The sequence below is a fragment of the Microbulbifer sp. ALW1 genome, from assembly GCF_009903625.1.
GTDB lineage: Bacteria > Pseudomonadota > Gammaproteobacteria > Pseudomonadales > Cellvibrionaceae > Microbulbifer.
In genome coordinates this window covers 3,918,867-3,934,357 of sequence record NZ_CP047569.1, presented here as the reverse complement: position 1 = coordinate 3,934,357, position 15,491 = coordinate 3,918,867, and the positions used below count along the sequence as shown (strand labels likewise).

The 15,491-nt window shown below is 58.6% G+C and carries 15 protein-coding genes and 1 pseudogene; 8 read left to right on the top strand and 8 right to left on the bottom strand.

Going from position 1 to position 15,491, the window contains the following annotated elements; genetic code table 11:
• Window positions 1-11: 11 nt before the first annotated feature.
• A complete protein-coding gene (locus tag GRX76_RS16315; RefSeq protein ID WP_201276849.1) occupies window positions 12-794 on the top strand; it encodes an alpha/beta hydrolase in 783 nt (260 codons plus the stop codon).
• Window positions 795-815: 21 nt separating this feature from the next.
• On the opposite strand, the gene mnmH is transcribed toward GRX76_RS16315, so the two are convergent.
• Together mnmH and selD are read right to left on the bottom strand one after the other, a co-directional pair.
• On the bottom strand, window positions 816-1,928 hold the full coding sequence (mnmH, locus tag GRX76_RS16310; protein ID WP_236250427.1) for a tRNA 2-selenouridine(34) synthase MnmH: 1,113 nt from the start codon (window positions 1,926-1,928) through the stop codon (window positions 816-818).
• Window positions 1,925-2,980, bottom strand: coding sequence for a selenide, water dikinase SelD (gene selD, locus GRX76_RS16305; RefSeq protein ID WP_160154272.1), 1,056 nt, complete (start codon window positions 2,978-2,980; stop codon window positions 1,925-1,927). Before selD ends, mnmH begins: the two co-directional genes overlap by 4 nt.
• A gap of 164 nt (window positions 2,981-3,144) precedes the next feature.
• Between selD and GRX76_RS16300 the strand changes: the two genes are divergently transcribed.
• Entirely contained in the window at window positions 3,145-3,804 is a 660-nt protein-coding gene (locus GRX76_RS16300; protein ID WP_160154271.1) for a peroxiredoxin-like family protein, read from the top strand.
• Window positions 3,805-3,831: 27 nt separating this feature from the next.
• Here GRX76_RS16300 and GRX76_RS16295 read toward each other — a convergent pair whose 3' ends face one another.
• From GRX76_RS16295 to can, 4 genes and pseudogenes are all read right to left on the bottom strand, one after another.
• Window positions 3,832-4,602, bottom strand: coding sequence for a glycerophosphodiester phosphodiesterase (locus GRX76_RS16295; RefSeq protein WP_236250426.1), 771 nt, complete (start codon window positions 4,600-4,602; stop codon window positions 3,832-3,834).
• Between the two features lie 212 nt (window positions 4,603-4,814).
• A complete protein-coding gene (locus tag GRX76_RS16290) occupies window positions 4,815-5,378 on the bottom strand; it encodes a flavin reductase family protein (RefSeq protein ID WP_160154269.1) in 564 nt (187 codons plus the stop codon).
• A 96-nt stretch (window positions 5,379-5,474) separates the two neighbouring features.
• Window positions 5,475-7,129: pseudogene (locus tag GRX76_RS16285) on the bottom strand (FAD-dependent oxidoreductase).
• Window positions 7,130-7,392: 263 nt separating this feature from the next.
• Window positions 7,393-8,049, bottom strand: a complete 657-nt coding sequence (gene can / locus GRX76_RS16280) for a carbonate dehydratase (protein ID WP_236250425.1) — start codon at window positions 8,047-8,049, stop codon at window positions 7,393-7,395.
• Between the two features lie 245 nt (window positions 8,050-8,294).
• Between can and GRX76_RS16275 the strand changes: the two genes are divergently transcribed.
• Both GRX76_RS16275 and GRX76_RS16270 read left to right on the top strand, forming a co-directional pair.
• Window positions 8,295-8,504, top strand: a complete 210-nt coding sequence (locus GRX76_RS16275; RefSeq protein ID WP_160154266.1) for a hypothetical protein — start codon at window positions 8,295-8,297, stop codon at window positions 8,502-8,504.
• Window positions 8,505-8,536: 32 nt separating this feature from the next.
• Window positions 8,537-9,055: a GNAT family N-acetyltransferase gene (locus tag GRX76_RS16270; protein ID WP_236250424.1), complete on the top strand. Its 519-nt coding sequence runs from the start codon at window positions 8,537-8,539 to the stop codon at window positions 9,053-9,055.
• Window positions 9,056-9,129: 74 nt separating this feature from the next.
• On the opposite strand, the gene GRX76_RS16265 is transcribed toward GRX76_RS16270, so the two are convergent.
• Both GRX76_RS16265 and GRX76_RS16260 read right to left on the bottom strand, forming a co-directional pair.
• Entirely contained in the window at window positions 9,130-9,975 is an 846-nt protein-coding gene (locus GRX76_RS16265; RefSeq protein ID WP_160154265.1) for an SPFH domain-containing protein, read from the bottom strand.
• A gap of 101 nt (window positions 9,976-10,076) precedes the next feature.
• A complete protein-coding gene (locus tag GRX76_RS16260) occupies window positions 10,077-10,538 on the bottom strand; it encodes an NfeD family protein (protein WP_160154264.1) in 462 nt (153 codons plus the stop codon).
• 293 nt (window positions 10,539-10,831) lie between these two features.
• On the opposite strand from GRX76_RS16260, the gene GRX76_RS16255 reads away from it, so the two are divergent.
• The 4 genes from GRX76_RS16255 to GRX76_RS16240 all read left to right on the top strand — a co-directional run bounded on the left by GRX76_RS16255 (window position 10,832) and on the right by GRX76_RS16240 (window position 15,470).
• On the top strand, window positions 10,832-11,554 hold the full coding sequence (locus GRX76_RS16255) for a hypothetical protein (protein WP_236250423.1): 723 nt from the start codon (window positions 10,832-10,834) through the stop codon (window positions 11,552-11,554).
• Between the two features lie 209 nt (window positions 11,555-11,763).
• A complete protein-coding gene (locus GRX76_RS16250; RefSeq protein WP_236250422.1) occupies window positions 11,764-12,837 on the top strand; it encodes a phospholipase A in 1,074 nt (357 codons plus the stop codon).
• 67 nt (window positions 12,838-12,904) lie between these two features.
• Window positions 12,905-13,309, top strand: a complete 405-nt coding sequence (locus GRX76_RS16245; RefSeq protein WP_160154263.1) for an NUDIX hydrolase — start codon at window positions 12,905-12,907, stop codon at window positions 13,307-13,309.
• Between the two features lie 145 nt (window positions 13,310-13,454).
• Window positions 13,455-15,470, top strand: a complete 2,016-nt coding sequence (locus tag GRX76_RS16240) for an aminotransferase class I/II-fold pyridoxal phosphate-dependent enzyme (RefSeq protein ID WP_236250421.1) — start codon at window positions 13,455-13,457, stop codon at window positions 15,468-15,470.
• Window positions 15,471-15,491: the final 21 nt, after the last annotated feature.

Genomic DNA, 15,491 nt, shown 5'->3' with positions numbered 1-15,491 from the left:
GAAATTTTGCTTTGAATACTGAGCACTCCAAGCCACCGGTACTGCTGATCCACGGCATGTGGGCTACTTCGGCCGTCATGCAGGAAGTCAAGGCGGCGTTCGAGGAAAAAGGCTATGCCGTCGAGGCATTGACCTTGCCATTTCACCAGCCGAAATCGACTTACGATAAGGCGGGCAAGGCGCGCCTTGCCCGCGCAAGCTTGCAGGACTATGTGGATTTCATCGTCGCCCGCATCCGCGCATTGGAAGTGGCGCCAATTCTGGTAGGGCACTCCATGGGCGCGCTGCTGGCACAGTTGGTGGCGGCACGGGTTGCCTGTCATCGATTGGTGCTGCTGTCATCGGCAGCACCTGGTGGTATCAATGGCTGGAGCTGGTCCATGATCCGGACCCTTGGGCGCAACCTGTTGCTGTTCCCGCTGTGGCGGCGTGTTACGCAGTTACGCGCGGCGAATATTCGCTACGGTGTCGCCAATTCCCAAAGTGCAGCAACCCAGCAGCAGATACTGGAACTGGCTACTTATGAGTCGGGAATGGCAACTTTTCAGATTGGTGTTGGTGGATTGTTCCGCGGCGGCTTTTCCCGGGTCGACACTGACGCGGTGCGCTGTCCGGTACTGGTTATTGGCGGCAGTGACGATCGAATTACGCCGTTCAAAATCCAGCAGCGGATTGCGGCCATGTATGGCGATCGGGCACAGTTGATCAAAATCCCCGGCGCCTGCCACTGGACAGTGGCAGGCTCCTATTTCCCGAAAATTCGTACGGTTATGTTTCGCTGGCTGGATGCCTGAGCACAGGCCCTGCCTGCATTTTTAAGCGAACTGCGCTCGGGTATATTCCACCACCGCCTGCTGTTCGCCGCGGAACACGATACGCTCGCTCTTCTTTGCCAGTTGATAGTGATACATGGGGTCGTAGTAATCTTGCAGCAGGGCAGTGATCCACTCTCGGTGGTAGTCGACGCTGCCATTCTCGATTTGTTGCGCTAGCGCCTGCTGCATGCAGCTGTCGAGTGACTGGTAGCGCGCACCACCGAGCCGTTTGGCAATGTTCGCCAGATTCTGGCGCAGGGCGCTGGCGAACATTTGCCGCCCGTTTTCTTCCCCTTGCTCGGCGACAAACTCGGCGCAGAGATCAATCACATAATCCCGCAAAATCCGCTCCACCCGGTTGGCCTGTGTATCTTCGAGAAAAATCACCGGAGACTGCTGCATTTCCTGATGGAGATTAAATGGAACCGAGCATCGCCCGATCAGGCGGCTTTCATCTTCCAGCACAAACTGCTGCTGGCCGTGGGCGCGGCGCTTGAGCAGGTCGATAGCCAGGGCGTTTTCAAAGGTGATTTGTGGTGGCTGCGGCGTGGCTCTTTTGCCAAAACTGGAGCCGCGGTGGTTGGCGTGGCCTTCGAGGTCGATGGCGTTGTCCAGTTGTGCGAGCACTTCCGTTTTACCAGTGCCGGTCATGCCGCCCACCAGCGTAAAGCGACAGTCGCGCACGGCGCTCTCGATCTCCTCGATCAGGAAGCTGCGCATGGCTTTGTAGCCACCGCTAATCCGTGGAAAGGGCAGGCCGGCTTCATCCAGCCACTGCTGACTGATCTGGGAGCGCAGGCCCCCGCGGAAGCAGAACAGGTAGCCCTCGGGATGGCGGCGGGCGAACTCTGCCCAGGCGGCGACCCGGGCTTCTTTGATCTTGCCGCCCACCAGTTGGTGGCCGAGGGCAATGGCAGCCTGCTGGCCCTGCTGTTTGTAACAGGTGCCGACTTTCTGGCGCTCGCTATCGGTCATCAGTGGCAGGTTCACCGCAGTAGGGAAGGAACCTTTGTTGAATTCCACCGGGGCGCGGGTATCGATCAGGGGCAAGTCGTTCAGGAATATTTCCCGAAAATCGGCACTGTCGGCGCGCTTCATGGAATTGCTACTCATACCACTAGCACCGCAGGTGCGTCACTGGCACTGCGCGTTTCCAGTACGCCGATTGGGGAGAGCGCCAGGCCGCTGTCGCTGGCAGCGGAGAGAAATTCCTGTTCGCTGGCCGGCTCGACCGCAACCAGTAAACCGCCACTGGTCTGAGGGTCTGCGAGCAGTAACTTTTGGCTTTCATCCGCCAGCTGAACCCGGTGGCCGTAACTCTCGAAGTTGCGTCCGGTCCCGCCGGGAATACACCCCAGCTCAAGATAGTGTTCGATACCGGGTAGCCGGGGCACGGCAGCGTAATCGAGGCGGGCGCTCAGCCCGCTGCCGTCTGCCATCTCGACCAGGTGCCCGAGCAGGCCGAAGCCGGTGACGTCGGTCATGGCTTTGACCCCCTCAATACGGGCGAACTGGCTACCCGGGCGATTGAGGGTACACATCAGGTCGCGGGCTACGCCGATGTCGGCATTTTGCAGCTTGCCCTGCTTTTCAGCAGTGGTGAGTACGCCGATTCCCAGAGGTTTGGTCAGGTAGAGTTTACAGCCGGCGGTGGCGGTATCGTTGCGCTTGAGGCGGCGCTTTTCCACCACCCCGGTGACCGCGAGGCCAAAAATGGGTTCCGGCGCATCGATCGAGTGGCCCCCGGCCAGCGGAATGCCCGCGGTATCGCACACGGCACGCCCGCCGCGAATGACCTCACGGGCGACCTCTGGCGGCAGCACATTGACGGGCCAGCCGAGTATGGCGATGGCCATCAGCGGGTCTGCGCCCATGGCGTAAATGTCGCTGATGGCATTGGTGGCCGCAATGCGGCCGAAGTCGAAGGGGTCGTCGACAATGGGCATAAAGAAATCGGTGGTGGATACCACGCCGCGCTCCTCGTCGAGGGCGTAGACCGCGGCATCGTCACGGCTGCTGTTACCCACCCAAAGCCTGGGATCGGCGACCTGGGAGCCGCTGCCAGCGAGAATTTGGTCGAGCACCGCGGGGGATATCTTGCAGCCGCAGCCGGCACCGTGGCTGTACTGGGTCAGGCGAATAGGCTGTGCGGCGCTGCTGGTCATGGCTGTCTCACTGGGCAGGTTAGAGAATACCGCTCATGTTATCAGCGGATGGCATTGCTTTCGTCAAATAGACAAACAATTAACCGCACGATTTTGTTCCCGGTAAGAAAAGTCCTGTATCTTGGGGCGCTTGCAACCGGGAAACACCCACGGGAGATATATTGATGATTCGCCAACTGATGATCTGCTTGATCACGACCTTTATGAGTAGCGGGCTAAATGCGCAGGAGGTTCGGCTGCCGGAGAAATTGCCGGAGTTGGCGGCAACGCCGGCAGAGTCCCTTGGGATCGGGGAAGCGGGGCTTGAAGTGGGCAGCCGGCCAGCGGATTTTTCGGTGTCCAGCCACAAGGGCGATCAGGTATCCCTCAATGGCTTGGTGAAAGAAAAAGCACCCATTCTGGTGGTGTTTTACCGCGGTGGCTGGTGCCCCTACTGCAATGTGCAGATTCGTCAGCTGGCGGAGGCCTGGCCGGAGTTTGAAAAACGCGGGGTGACACCGGTGCTGATCAGTGCAGACAAGCCGGATGCCAGTGCCCTGGCCAAGGCCACGTATGAGATTCCCTTCCCGGTGCTTTCCGATCCGGATCTCAAGGCGCATGAAGCCTTTGATGTGGTGGTGCAGATTGACGATGCCACCGCGGAGAAATACAAGGGTTACGGCATTGACCTGGAAGCCTGGTCGGGACGTGGTCACCACAAGATTGCGGCGCCGGGAATTTTCCTGCTGGATAAAACCGGTACCGTGCAGTGGGCCCACGTGTCCAAGGATTACAAGACGCGCCCCTGCGTAGCGCAGTTGTTAGCGGTACTGGATCAGCAATAGTGTTTCGGTGACCAGCCCAGCCGGGTTCTAGCCTGTCTGGTTGAGTTTGCCTGCGGGCTTGACCTGGCGAGCCAGAACTTCGGCGGTTTTCGCCAGGTTGTAGTCCATGATCAATTGCGGCTCGTCGGTAAAAACGCCATCCGCTTTCATCGCGGCAACCAGGCTCAGGTCGTGGGGATGGTTGACGGTAAACACGTAGCTTTTGAGCCCGCGCCTGTGCCCATCGGCAATGATTTCCGGGCACACGAAATCCAGGCTGAGGTGTAACGAGTAGGCTTGCAGTGGCTCGGCACAGGCGGCGAGATCCAGCGGCACGCCGTCGATCAGTACGCCCCTGCGCACCTGGGGAATCAGCTTGAGGCACTCGTAAACCTGGCGGTGGTCAAAGGACGAAATGATGTACTGCTCGTAGCTGGCACCGTCGTCGCGAATATAGGACTCCAGTTCTTTTGCCACCAGCGCCGCACAGTTGGGCCCTTTCAGTTCGATATTGAGCTGCACGTTATTACCGATCAGCTCCAGCACCTCGCGCAGGGTCGGCACCTGCTCGCCACCGGGCAGCAACATCTTGCGCAGGGCCGCCGGGGCCATTTCCGTGAGCAGTTCCTGGCCTGCCAATAACCTGCCCAGTCGGCGGTCGTGCTTGACGATCAGCTCACCGCCGACATTCCACACATCAATTTCCACACCATCTATATCAAACTCCAGTGCGTGGGTGATGGCCAGCAGGGTGTTTTCCGTGGCGCGTTTGGGATAGCCGCGGTGCGCGAAGCAGAACAGGGTATTGGCGGTGTGCATTTCGACGTCCACGGTTGCGGAGGCCTCCCAAGGGTGTACCAAAAGTATGACCGCGAGGTGACAGCGAAACAAAGAATCCGTCGGAATTTTTATACAAATTCCGGCGGGAGCGCTGTCTCGATATAACGGTAGGAAAGGTTGTCCCGCTGGTTGCTCTCATCAGAGACCAATTCAGGGAGGGAATGAACGCGCAGCCGGGTTATCGCCGCGGCTCAGTCCCCGGCAAGTGCGCGGTAGCTGCCGCGGTGGAAGACCAGGGGTTCCCCACCACTGGCGGAAAATTCCAGTACTTCGCCCAGCAGAATGGTGTGATCGCCGCCTTCAATATTCTGTGCCCGGCGGCAGTGGAACATTGCCGCACAGTCATCCAGCTGCGGTACATTGCCGGGCCCGGCGTGCCACTTCACCTGGCCGAACTTGTCGGCACCGCGGCCGGCAAACAGGTTGGACACGTGTTGCTGGTCGCCCTTCAATATATGCACCACAAAGCGTTCGCCCTCGGTAAAGGCGGCGTAGCTGAGGGAGGCACGGTCGATACTCCAGAGGATCAGGGCCGGATCCAGGGAAACGGAATTGAAGCTGTTGACGGTCATACCCACCGGCTGGCCCTTGGCGTCCAATGTGGTAATCACGGTTACACCGGTAGCGAAGTGTCCCAGGGTATCTCGCAGGGCACGGCTGCGCTCGGCAGGCGTTTGTCCGGCGTTCCCGGATACATCGGTGCTGCTGTCGGTGTTACTGGTGAGGCCAGAGTTGGAATTGCTGGATGCCGTCATACTTCGATCAAGATTTGTTCAAATTTTGTGCGGGCGGCCATTCTACGGGAAAAGTGACCGCTCTGCGTGATTTTCTTTATAGCCGCCGGGAAAGCCTCAATCCATCAGCGGCGCGCAGCGGCGACTCAGGCTGTCGCGCTCGGCAATGGCACTGCCGGTGAGGGCAAAGCCCAGCAGCTGGCCTGCGTCGTCGAGAAACTCTGCCTTGACGCCGGAATCCACTGTGGTGACCTGCCATTCCCCCGGGATCCGGGGCGAGGAGGGCAGACGACAGTGGGGCGCAGGGTGGTTTTCACGGCCACCGGCAGGCACCCGTACTGAACCTGGGTCGGTTTGTCGCAGAGTGTCTGTGCCAGTGCGCGGGCACTCTGGGTGAGGGGGGCGACGAAGTAGAGGCTGTGGCCATCGACTTCGGCACAGTCGCCCAGGGCGTAGATATGCGGGTCGCTGGTCTGCAGATTCCTGTCGGTGACAATGCCGCGGTTGACGGCGAGGCCGGCAGCGGTGGCGAGCCCGACATTGGGGGTGAGGCCCAGTGCGGCCAGCGCGATATCCGCTTCAACGGTCGCGCCATTATCCAGGGTGGCGCGAATACCGCCGCTGGTGTGTTCGAGGGTGGCAACACCCGCGCCCAGCTGAAAACGTGCGCCGGCCTGCTCCAGAGACTGCTGGATATCGCGGCCTGCGGCTTCCGGCAGCAGGCTAGCCAGGGGCCAGGGCTGCAGGTCGACCAGGTCTACCTGGAAGCCCGCCTGGGTCAGGTCGTTGGCAAATTCGCAGCCAATCAGGCCGGCGCCGATCAGCAGTACCCGCTTGCGGTTGGCGAGGGCGGTGCGGAAACGGCGGTAATCGCTCAGGCTGTTGACGCGGAACAGACGCGAAAGCCCATCGCCCTCCATCGGCGGCAGCGGGGTACAGCTGGCGCCGGTGGCCAATACCAGGCGACGGTAGCGCAGCGCGCTGCGGATGCCCCCGCTGTCGGATACCAGGGTTAACAGGCGGGCTTCCCGGTCCAGATTGGTGACCTGGGTGTGTACCAGTATTTCCGCATTGAGCTCCCGGGCCATGTCTTCCGCGCTGGCGGTGGCCAGTTGCTGCGGCGTTTTGCCGTGGGCGAGGGACGCGGATAACAGGGGCTTGGAATAAAAAGTGCCGTCGTCGCCGCTGATAATCACCAGGGGCGTGCGCTGATCCAGCTTGCGGAATTCTTTGGCCAGGTGGTAGCCGGCGAGTCCACTGCCGATGATGACCAGGGGATCAACGTCGTCCAGCGTTACCACTGCGGCTTCCGGGGCGGGCTCAGCCTGCGGCTCGCTCACCAGCACCATATCGAAATCTTCTTTGCCAACACCGCACTCGGGACACGTCCAGTCGTCGGGAATGTCCTCCCAGCGGGTACCGGGCGCTATGCCTTCCTCGGGGGCGCCTTTGGCTTCGTCGTAAACCCAACCGCAAACCATGCATTCCCAGATGCGGCTGGCCGGTGCGCTGGCCGCGGGCACTTTGCCGCCTGCAGGAGTTTGCGACTCGGCAGAAATTGGCGCGGAAGCAGCCGCATCGGCGCCGGGAGCGTTGCCCACAATCGCGAGCATGGAAAATTCGTCTTTGGTGGCGCCGCATTCCGGGCACACCCAGTCGTCGGGGATATCTTCCCAGCGGGTGCCCGGGGGGATGCCGTCGTCTGCGGAGCCTTTGGCTTCATCGTAAATCCAGCCACAGATCTGGCATTCCCAAACGCGAAAGTCGGACATGGATACCCCTGAAAACAGCGTTATTCTTGAAGGCGGCCAAGCAGGCCGGCGATATTGCGGGGGTGGAGTGTAGGGAAAAACGGGCGGAAAGTTAACTTGCGTTGACAGCTATTGGTGAAGGTGCCTGATGTGGTGCTTGGATGAAAGTACCGCGCTGCGCGCGCAGCGGTGCCGGTCGGGGTCATGCACCACCGGGCCCGGTGGTGCATTACTGGTGCATTGCTGTTGAGGTAGCGGCAGTGCCCGGGGGGGTTGTCGGTGTGTCAGCCTTTGCCGCGCTGCGCGATGTTGGTGAGGGCGCCGTGATAGATGTCGCTGATCTGTGCGGTGTTTTCCACGGTGATCTGCAGGTCGTTTACCAGGCCGTTGGAAAGCCCGTAAACCCAGCCGTGTACGGAGAGTTCCTGGCCTCTTTCCCAGGCGTCCCGCACCGGAGTGGTCTGGCAAACATGGATGACCTGCTCAAGCACATTGAGCTCGCACAACAAGTCCACCCGGTCTTCTTCGGGGAAGAGTTCGATCAGGGTGTGATGTTTGTCGCGCACATCTTTAATATGGCGCAGCCAGCTCTCGATCAGTCCCAGGCGTGTGTCTTCCAGTGCCGCGCGCACACCACCGCACCCGTAGTGTCCGACCACCATGATGTGTTTGACCTTGAGCGCCTCAACGGCGTATTGCACAACGGACAGGCAGTTCAGGTCAGAGGGGACCACCACATTGGCTACATTGCGGTGTACAAAGAGTTCACCGGGGAGCAGGTCGACGATCTGGTTGGCGGGGACGCGGCTGTCCGCGCAGCCAATCCACAGGTATTCAGGGGACTGTTGCTCGGAGAGCTTGAGGAAAAAGTCGGGTTTTTCCCGGCGGGTGGCTTCGGACCACTCGCGGTTTTTCTGAATAAGATCTTGAAGCTTTGACAAGGCAATCATTCCGTCGGTTTGCATTGACTGTGCAGGATAGCGCTTTTGGTAAACAGCGCCAATCAGTAACCGCACATTGATGGGGATTTGGGAGCCGGAGATCGGGCTGAAGACCGGATTAACGCTGGCTGGCCTCCTGAAATCCAGCGGTGCATCTGATACCCTGCGGCGATGGAATAAAAGCCATTTTGCATTTTCACTTTAGGCCGATTCACACATCGGCTTATTTATCAGGGACAGGCCTTATGGGGCTTCGCAATAACGTTCTTCGCCGCCCGCGTCGTTTCAACAAGCACAAGGCAACCATTGTGCGCCGGCACAAAAAAGTACGCTGGTTGGCGGCGCAGCGCGCCAGGGTGCGCAACTATCGTCGCTTTTTTCGTATCCAGAGCGAGTTGGGGGTGAAGGCGGATGAAGAGCGGCGAGATTCCAATTGCCCATCAACCAGGCAATAGCACAGGCTGGCAAACGTAGAGGTAATTGATTGATGAATGATTCACAGGCAGAGGCATCTGGCCCGATCGAAGCGCTCAATATTGTGATTGCAGACTACCAGGATCCGCAGCACCGCACGGATCTGCTGGCTTTGTTGCAGGAGTATGCGCTCGACCCCTGTGGCGGTGGCGAGCCGTTGCCGGATATTTGCCAGCGCGAACTGCTGGATCGTCTGGCGGCCTTTCCCGGAGCCTTCTCCATTCTGGCTTACCGCGATGGACAGGCGCTGGGACTGGTGAACTGTTTTATGGGGTTTTCCACCTTTATGTGTAAACCGCTGGTGAACATTCACGATGTGACGGTAAGCGAGGCCGCGCGGGGGTTGGGTGTCTGTACCCTGATGTTCGAAAAAGTGGTGGAAGTGGCCCGGGAGCGGGATTGCTGCAAGATTACCCTGGAAGTGCTGGAGAAAAATCTCCCGGCGCGAGCCGCGTATCGCAAGTGTGGTTTCAAGCCTTACGCGCTGGATGAGGAGTATGGGCAGGCGGAGTTCTGGCAGCGCTACCTGTAAGAGATCCATGCTACTGCTGAACGTCCGCTCAATGAGCGCCTGTCAGCAGTAGCTTCCCTGAATTGGGCGTTGTTTTACCGATTCAGCAGGCCTTTCACGGCATTCGGCAGGTCCGCCGGCAACAGAATGTTTTTGGCATTGGCGGAAGTGGAGAGTTCTTCCAGGGCGTTGATATAGCGCTCACCCAACAGGTACATCACCGGCATTTCCTTGTCGCCAATGGCCTGCGTCACCCGCTCAATCGCTTCGCGGCTGGCATCCGCCAGTACCACCTGGGCTTTGGCATCCCGCTTGGAGGCTTCCAGGCGGCCGTCGGCTTCCAGAATTGCCGCCTGTTTTTCCCCTTCCGCACGGGTCACGGTGGCGCGGCGCTGGCGTTCGGCGGCGGCCTGTTCTTCCATCGCTTTCTGCATGGTGACGGATGGATTGATGTCTTGAATTTCCACCGTCTTAAGGTTGATGCCCCAGTCGGCGATGTCATCGGAAATTGCTTCTTTAAGCTTGGCCTTGATCAGGTCCCGGGATGACAGGGCCGAGTCCAGCGACATTTCACCCACTATGGAACGCAGTGCAGTTTGCACCAGGTTCTGGATGGCAATCTCGTAGTCCTCGACGCCGTACACGGCCTTTTCCGGCGAGACGATATTGATGTAGGCCACGGCGTTGGCAATGATGGTGGCGTTGTCTTCGGTGATCACTTCCTGTGATGGAATATCCAGCACAATATCTTTGGTCGTGATCTTGTAAGGCACCTGGTCCACGTAGGGAATGATCACATTCATTCCCGGGTTCAGGGTACTGTGGTATTTACCCAGGCGCTGAACAATATGTTTGGACCCCTGGGGCACGATGCGCACGCCCATGCCGATGGTGATGATAACCAGTATCACCAGAGCCACTACGACGGATAAACCTTCCATGAATTCCCCCAATATATTTGTGTGTTCTTACGTGTATGTTTGAGCCATATCGCGAACCAGCGGCAACGTCATGTTCGCGATTATTCATTTACAGCCAGGAATCAATGCGGGCTGACCACCAGGGTATTACCGGAAATATTGATGACCTTTACCCGCTCACCGATACCTACCTCACTGGTGCTCATAAACTGCCATTCATCTTCTCCCAGGATCGGCGCCGGGAAGCGCAGGCGACCGCGGGATTTGCCAATATTGGAATCGATCACCGAGCCAACCTGCCCGGTGAGGGCTTCCATGGCCATGCCGGAGGTAGTTCTGTCTTTCCAGTTGGGCCGAATGAACTTCAGCCACAGAAATACCAGGGCGATGGAAAGGCCGGCCCAGAGCAGCAGCTGCAGGGTAATGGGCATATCGACCATCACCAGCAGTGCACCCATAAACAGCGCGGCCAGGCCGAACCAGAACAGAATAAAACCGGATACAAAAATTTCCGCGGTAACCAGCAACAGTCCCAGTACCAGCCAGTGCCAGTAGGCGATATGGGTATTGAGCCACTCGAGCATGATGGCTTTCCTCCTTGAGCAACATGAAGCAATAAACCGGCTGATTATGCCTCAAACTGAAAGGCGTGGTGTGAGCCATGTGAATGCCGGTTTGGCGAGGGCCTATTGGGCGTTGCAGACGGGACAGGTTCACTCACAAAAAATTCCCCGAAACGTCACAAATTCGCAGCAAAGCTGCACGCTTGTGCAATACTTTTTCAGGCGATAGCGCAGACAAGAGCGCAGTAGTTATGCATCAAATTTGTGCATTTGCACCACTCACAGCATCAAGAGAAATCACGGACGAAGATCTTATGCGATTGACTGCTAACCTGGCCCAGGGCCGCTACCAATACAGTTGCGATGGGCGCGCCATGCCTGTGCAGGATGACTGGCAGCTGGGCCGCGATGAGCAGGGCCGGCAACTACTGATCAGTCGTCGCCTGGTGGGCGACCAGGGGCACGGCATTGAAGTGCGGGCGCTGATGGATGCCGGGTTGGTAACCGAGTGCCGCGTCTTGTGGAAAGACGAGGTGGACGAGGTGAATGCCCACTATCGTCTGGCGCCGCCGCCGGGCGAGGCGCCGCAGTTGGGTAACCCGATCGAAGCCGAGTGGACCGGCCCCAATGGACTCCAGCAAAGCGTGCTGCAAGGCCAGAATCGCCTGCTGTTTCCGCTGATGCGGATCTTTATGGGGCCGCTGTTGATGCGGCTGTGCGATATGGAGTTTGGCTGTGAGGTGGTGGCGCCGGATATCGTCGATCCGTCACAGCGCGGCAAATTGCTGGCGCCGCGGGTCAGCCACCGCCGTGCCGCGATTGTCGCTGGCGACGCCAATATCCAGGGGGTACACGACCTGGGGCCGGATGTCAGCGTCTTCTCTTACCAGGGGGATGAGGCAGAGCGCGATGCCCACTGCTTTGTGGACCAGCGCGGCCTGTTGGTTGGTTACGACTGGCCGAGCAGTACCGGTCGCCTGTGGCAGGTGCGCCTGCGGGATCTGGAATGGGCGCCTGGACTCAAGGCCCTGTGCTGATGTCTTGTGGGACCTTGTGGCGGTGCTAAGCGCTCGGGCCAGATAGCCTGACCCGCCGCACACTTTCAGTCTGTAATCCATGTAAACTGGCGCCCTGAACCGATTCAGGAGCGCCCGTTTTGTTTGTATCCCGCCGCTTTTCACGACATCCATTTCCATACTCACTCCGACACTCGCTCGCGATTGCCATTTTCGCCATCAGTGCCCCTGTGTTCGCTCAAAGCGAGGGCGCGGAAGACGCCGAGCCGACGGTCGACACCTACGAAGAAATTGAGATTTTGCAGACCGACGATTCCCTGCAAAGTGAGGAAAAGCGCCAGCAAAACTGTTTGCGTGAACAGCTGCTAACAGCGCCGGCCAATATTACGCTGGAAGAGATGCGAATCCGCTGTCAGCTCTCGCTGATCCAAGATGATCGCCGGGTAGAGGAAACACCGGTGTTTGCCACGGTACCGGATGTCGACACTGGTACCTCCAACGGTGTGCAGGTGAGCAGGCGCGCCCAGGCCATTCGCGATGCCTCGCAGAACCCCTTCACCCTGGCATCCCATAAAACCAACTATCTGCTGCCGATTACCTATAACCCCAAACCCAACAAGGGTGGACTGGAAGATTACGACTTCGACGACGAGCTGGATCTGGATTCCATCGAGGTGCAGTTTCAGCTCTCGGTGCAGGTTCCGGTATGGCGGGGGTTTCTGGGCAAGGCATCGTTCATGAGCTTTGCCTATACCAACCGCTCCTTCTGGCAGGCCTACAACTCGGATGATTCAGCGCCGTTTCGCGAGACCAATCACGAGCCGGAGCTGATCATGACCTGGCTGAATGACTGGACCATATTCGGCTTCCAGAATGTCGCCAACCAGATTGCGTTCAACCACCAGTCCAACGGGCGCAGTGAGCCCCTGTCGCGCAGCTGGAACCGTATCTACACCAATTTCGCGTTTGAAAAAGACGACCTGTATTTCACATTCAAGCCCTGGTACCGGATTCCGGAGAGCCGCGAAGAGGATGACAACCCCGACCTGGAGTTCTATCTGGGCCACTTTGAATTTGTCGGCGGGGTGCAGCGGGGCGACCACAATGTATCCATTATGGTGCGCAATAACCTGCGCTCGGATAACAAGGGCGCCGGCGAGCTGCGCTGGAGTTTCCCAATGGGGAGCCGGGTGCGGGGCTATGTCAAATATTTCAATGGCTACGGCGAGAGCCTGATCGACTACGATGAATCGGTACAGACTCTGGGGATCGGTATTGAACTGGCCAGAGGCACCGGTTCCTGAGTACCCCGGTTCCTGAGTGCTGAGACCGGTACAGTAACGGACATTACGAGGGGGATAAGGTCCAGGGATGGGATTTGACGATACCTACAAACTCAGCGCCCATGCGGTGATTACCAACGATGCCGACGAAGTGCTGCAATTGCGCGCTACTTACGCGGACAAAACCTGGGGGCTGCCCGGGGGAGCGCTCGACCTCGGTGAAACCATACACGAGGCGCTGCAGCGCGAATGTCGGGAAGAGTTGGGGCGTGAAGTCGTCATCGACTACCTGAGTGGCGTCTATTACCACCGTGTGTATAACTCTCACGTGTTTATATTTCGAGCGCACTTCAAAGGCCACGGCGATATTGCACTATCGTCCGAGCACTCGGCGTACGAATTCTTTTCCCTCAATGACCTCTCACCGGTACAGCGGGTGCGGGTGCAGCACTGTTTGCACTTTAACGGGGAAGTTCAGAGCGCAAAATTCTAAAGTGATCACATTTTGTGATCATAGATTTTGCCCGGCGCCAGTTTCCCGGCAATAATCGCCAAATCCCTTTTACAGCCGGTAAACGTCGCCTGCCTCATTTAGTATCTGCCTTCTATGCTGAAAGATAAGAAGAAACATTATGGGTATGGAACAAACGATGCCTGACCTGGGCAACTTGAGTGAGCAGCGCCAGCCGCTGGAATGTCGCGTAGCACTGGTCAGTAATGACCGGGACCTCAGCAGTAACTGGGTCAGCGCACTCAACACGACCGCAGCGCAGCATGAAAACCCCTACGGCCTGCGATTCGAGTCGGTGACCACGGTGGCGCTGGAGAAGCTCCTGCGCGAAGAAGACCGCCTGCAGGCCCTGATTATCGATGCCGGCTGCAGCCCGGATGAACTCAAGGACGCGGAAGTACTGGCAGATCGGATGCACGATCTGCGCGCGCAGCTGAACGTTTTTCTGGTGGCGCAGGATTCTTTCCTGAATGACCAGGGCGGTGCTCCCGCTTCGGTGCGCAAGCGGTTTGACGAGCTGTTCGACCGTCGCGAAGGCAATTTCAACCATATGTTCCGACTGGTGCAGGCGTTTATTGCCCGTCGCGCCTCCACCCCCTTTGCCGATACCCTGAAAGAATATGTTTTTTCTGCCCGTGATGCCTGGCACACCCCCGGCCATTCCGGCGGCGACAGCCTGCGCAACAGTCCCTGGGTAGGGGACTTCTACCGGTTTATGGGCGAACACGTATTCAATACCGATCTGTCGGTATCGGTGCAGGTACTGGATAGTTTGCTGGAGCCCCATTCGGTCATTCAGGAAGCGCAGGACCTGGCGGCCCAGGCGTTTGGTGCCGAACACACCTTCTTCCTTACCAACGGTACCTCCACTGCCAACAAGGTGGTGATCCAGCAGATTCTCGGTGGCGGCGGCAAGATTATTGTCGACCAGGCCTGTCACAAATCCGTGCACCACGCCATAGTGATGAACCGCGTCGAGCCGGTGTACCTGAAATCCACCCTGCATCCGCAGTTCGGCATCTATGGCCCGGTGTGCCGGGCCGATATCGAGCAGGCACTGGACGCGCATCCGGATGCGGGGCTGCTGGTCATTACCTCCTGCACCTACGACGGCCTGCGCTACGATCTCAAACCGATCATCGACTATGCCCACGAGCGCGGCGTCAAGGTTCTGATCGATGAGGCCTGGTACGCCCACGGTTACTTTCACACCGAATTGCGGCCAACCGCCCTGGAGTGCGGTGCGGATTACGTCACCCAGAGTACCCACAAAATGCTGTCCGCATTTTCCCAGGCCAGCATGATCCACGTGCAGGATCCGGACTTTGACGAATTCCGCTTCCGTGAAAACCTGAACATGTACGCCTCGACCAGCCCGCAGTATTCGATGATTGCGAGTCTCGATGTGGCGCGCAAACAGATGGTGATGGAAGGCTACGGTCGCCTGCGTCACTGTCTGCAGATGGTGGAAACCCTGCGCCGGGAAGTGGACGCTACCGGGGTGTTCCGCGCCCTGACCCGCGAGGACCTGATTCCCGCGCCGCTTGCCAATGACAACATTCGCCTGGACCCCACCAAGGTCACTATTGATGTCACCGCCAGCGGTTATTCCGGCAAGGAAATTCAGGTAAAACTGTTCGACCAGTTCGGTATCCAGGTAGAGAAAACCACCTACAACACCGTCACGGTGCTGGTTACCCTGGGCAGCACCGAAAGCAAATTGCTGCGTCTGGTGCACGCTCTCAAGCAGCTGGCACGGCAGCCGCGCAAGCGCAGTCATGCCGGTACCGCGCGCCAGTTGCCGGAATTTACCCATCTCAACTGCTTGCCGGCCGATGCCTACTTTGCGGAAACAGAAGAACTTCCGCTGATGGACAATGGCGTTGCCGCGGAAAAGAAACTGGTGGGGCGCACCTGCGCGGATGAAATCGTTCCCTATCCGCCGGGCATTCCGGTGCTGGTACCCGGACAGCAGATTTCCGCACAAATCGTCCAGTTCCTGCAGCAGCTGTTGCAGGGGCAGAATGCGACCGAAATACACGGCCTGATTTTCCGCTCTGATGAGCCGATGTTGCGGGTGGTCTGCAACGAGGATAAGGCCAGTGCCAAATCCGCTAATGCCGGTGGCAAAAAGAAAGCCTGATTGTATTGATGGTCGCAAGGG

Bases quoted from the DNA above. Each gene is read 5' to 3' on its own strand.
- GRX76_RS16295 (WP_236250426.1), bottom strand. From the start codon at position 4,602: ATGCACACCGCCAATACCCTGTTCTGCTTCGCGCACCGCGGCTATCCC.
- selD (WP_160154272.1), bottom strand. From the start codon at position 2,980: ATGACCAGCAGCGCCGCACAGCCTATTCGCCTGACCCAGTACAGCCAC.
- GRX76_RS16265 (WP_160154265.1), bottom strand. From the start codon at position 9,975: ATGGAAGGTTTATCCGTCGTAGTGGCTCTGGTGATACTGGTTATCATC.
- GRX76_RS16260 (WP_160154264.1), bottom strand. From the start codon at position 10,538: ATGCTCGAGTGGCTCAATACCCATATCGCCTACTGGCACTGGCTGGTA.
- GRX76_RS16270 (WP_236250424.1), top strand. From the start codon at position 8,537: ATGAATGATTCACAGGCAGAGGCATCTGGCCCGATCGAAGCGCTCAAT.
- GRX76_RS16245 (WP_160154263.1), top strand. From the start codon at position 12,905: ATGGGATTTGACGATACCTACAAACTCAGCGCCCATGCGGTGATTACC.
- GRX76_RS16240 (WP_236250421.1), top strand. From the start codon at position 13,455: ATGGAACAAACGATGCCTGACCTGGGCAACTTGAGTGAGCAGCGCCAG.
- GRX76_RS16255 (WP_236250423.1), top strand. From the start codon at position 10,832: ATGCGATTGACTGCTAACCTGGCCCAGGGCCGCTACCAATACAGTTGC.
- mnmH (WP_236250427.1), bottom strand. From the start codon at position 1,928: ATGAGTAGCAATTCCATGAAGCGCGCCGACAGTGCCGATTTTCGGGAA.
- GRX76_RS16300 (WP_160154271.1), top strand. From the start codon at position 3,145: ATGATTCGCCAACTGATGATCTGCTTGATCACGACCTTTATGAGTAGC.
- GRX76_RS16290 (WP_160154269.1), bottom strand. From the start codon at position 5,378: ATGACGGCATCCAGCAATTCCAACTCTGGCCTCACCAGTAACACCGAC.
- GRX76_RS16275 (WP_160154266.1), top strand. From the start codon at position 8,295: ATGGGGCTTCGCAATAACGTTCTTCGCCGCCCGCGTCGTTTCAACAAG.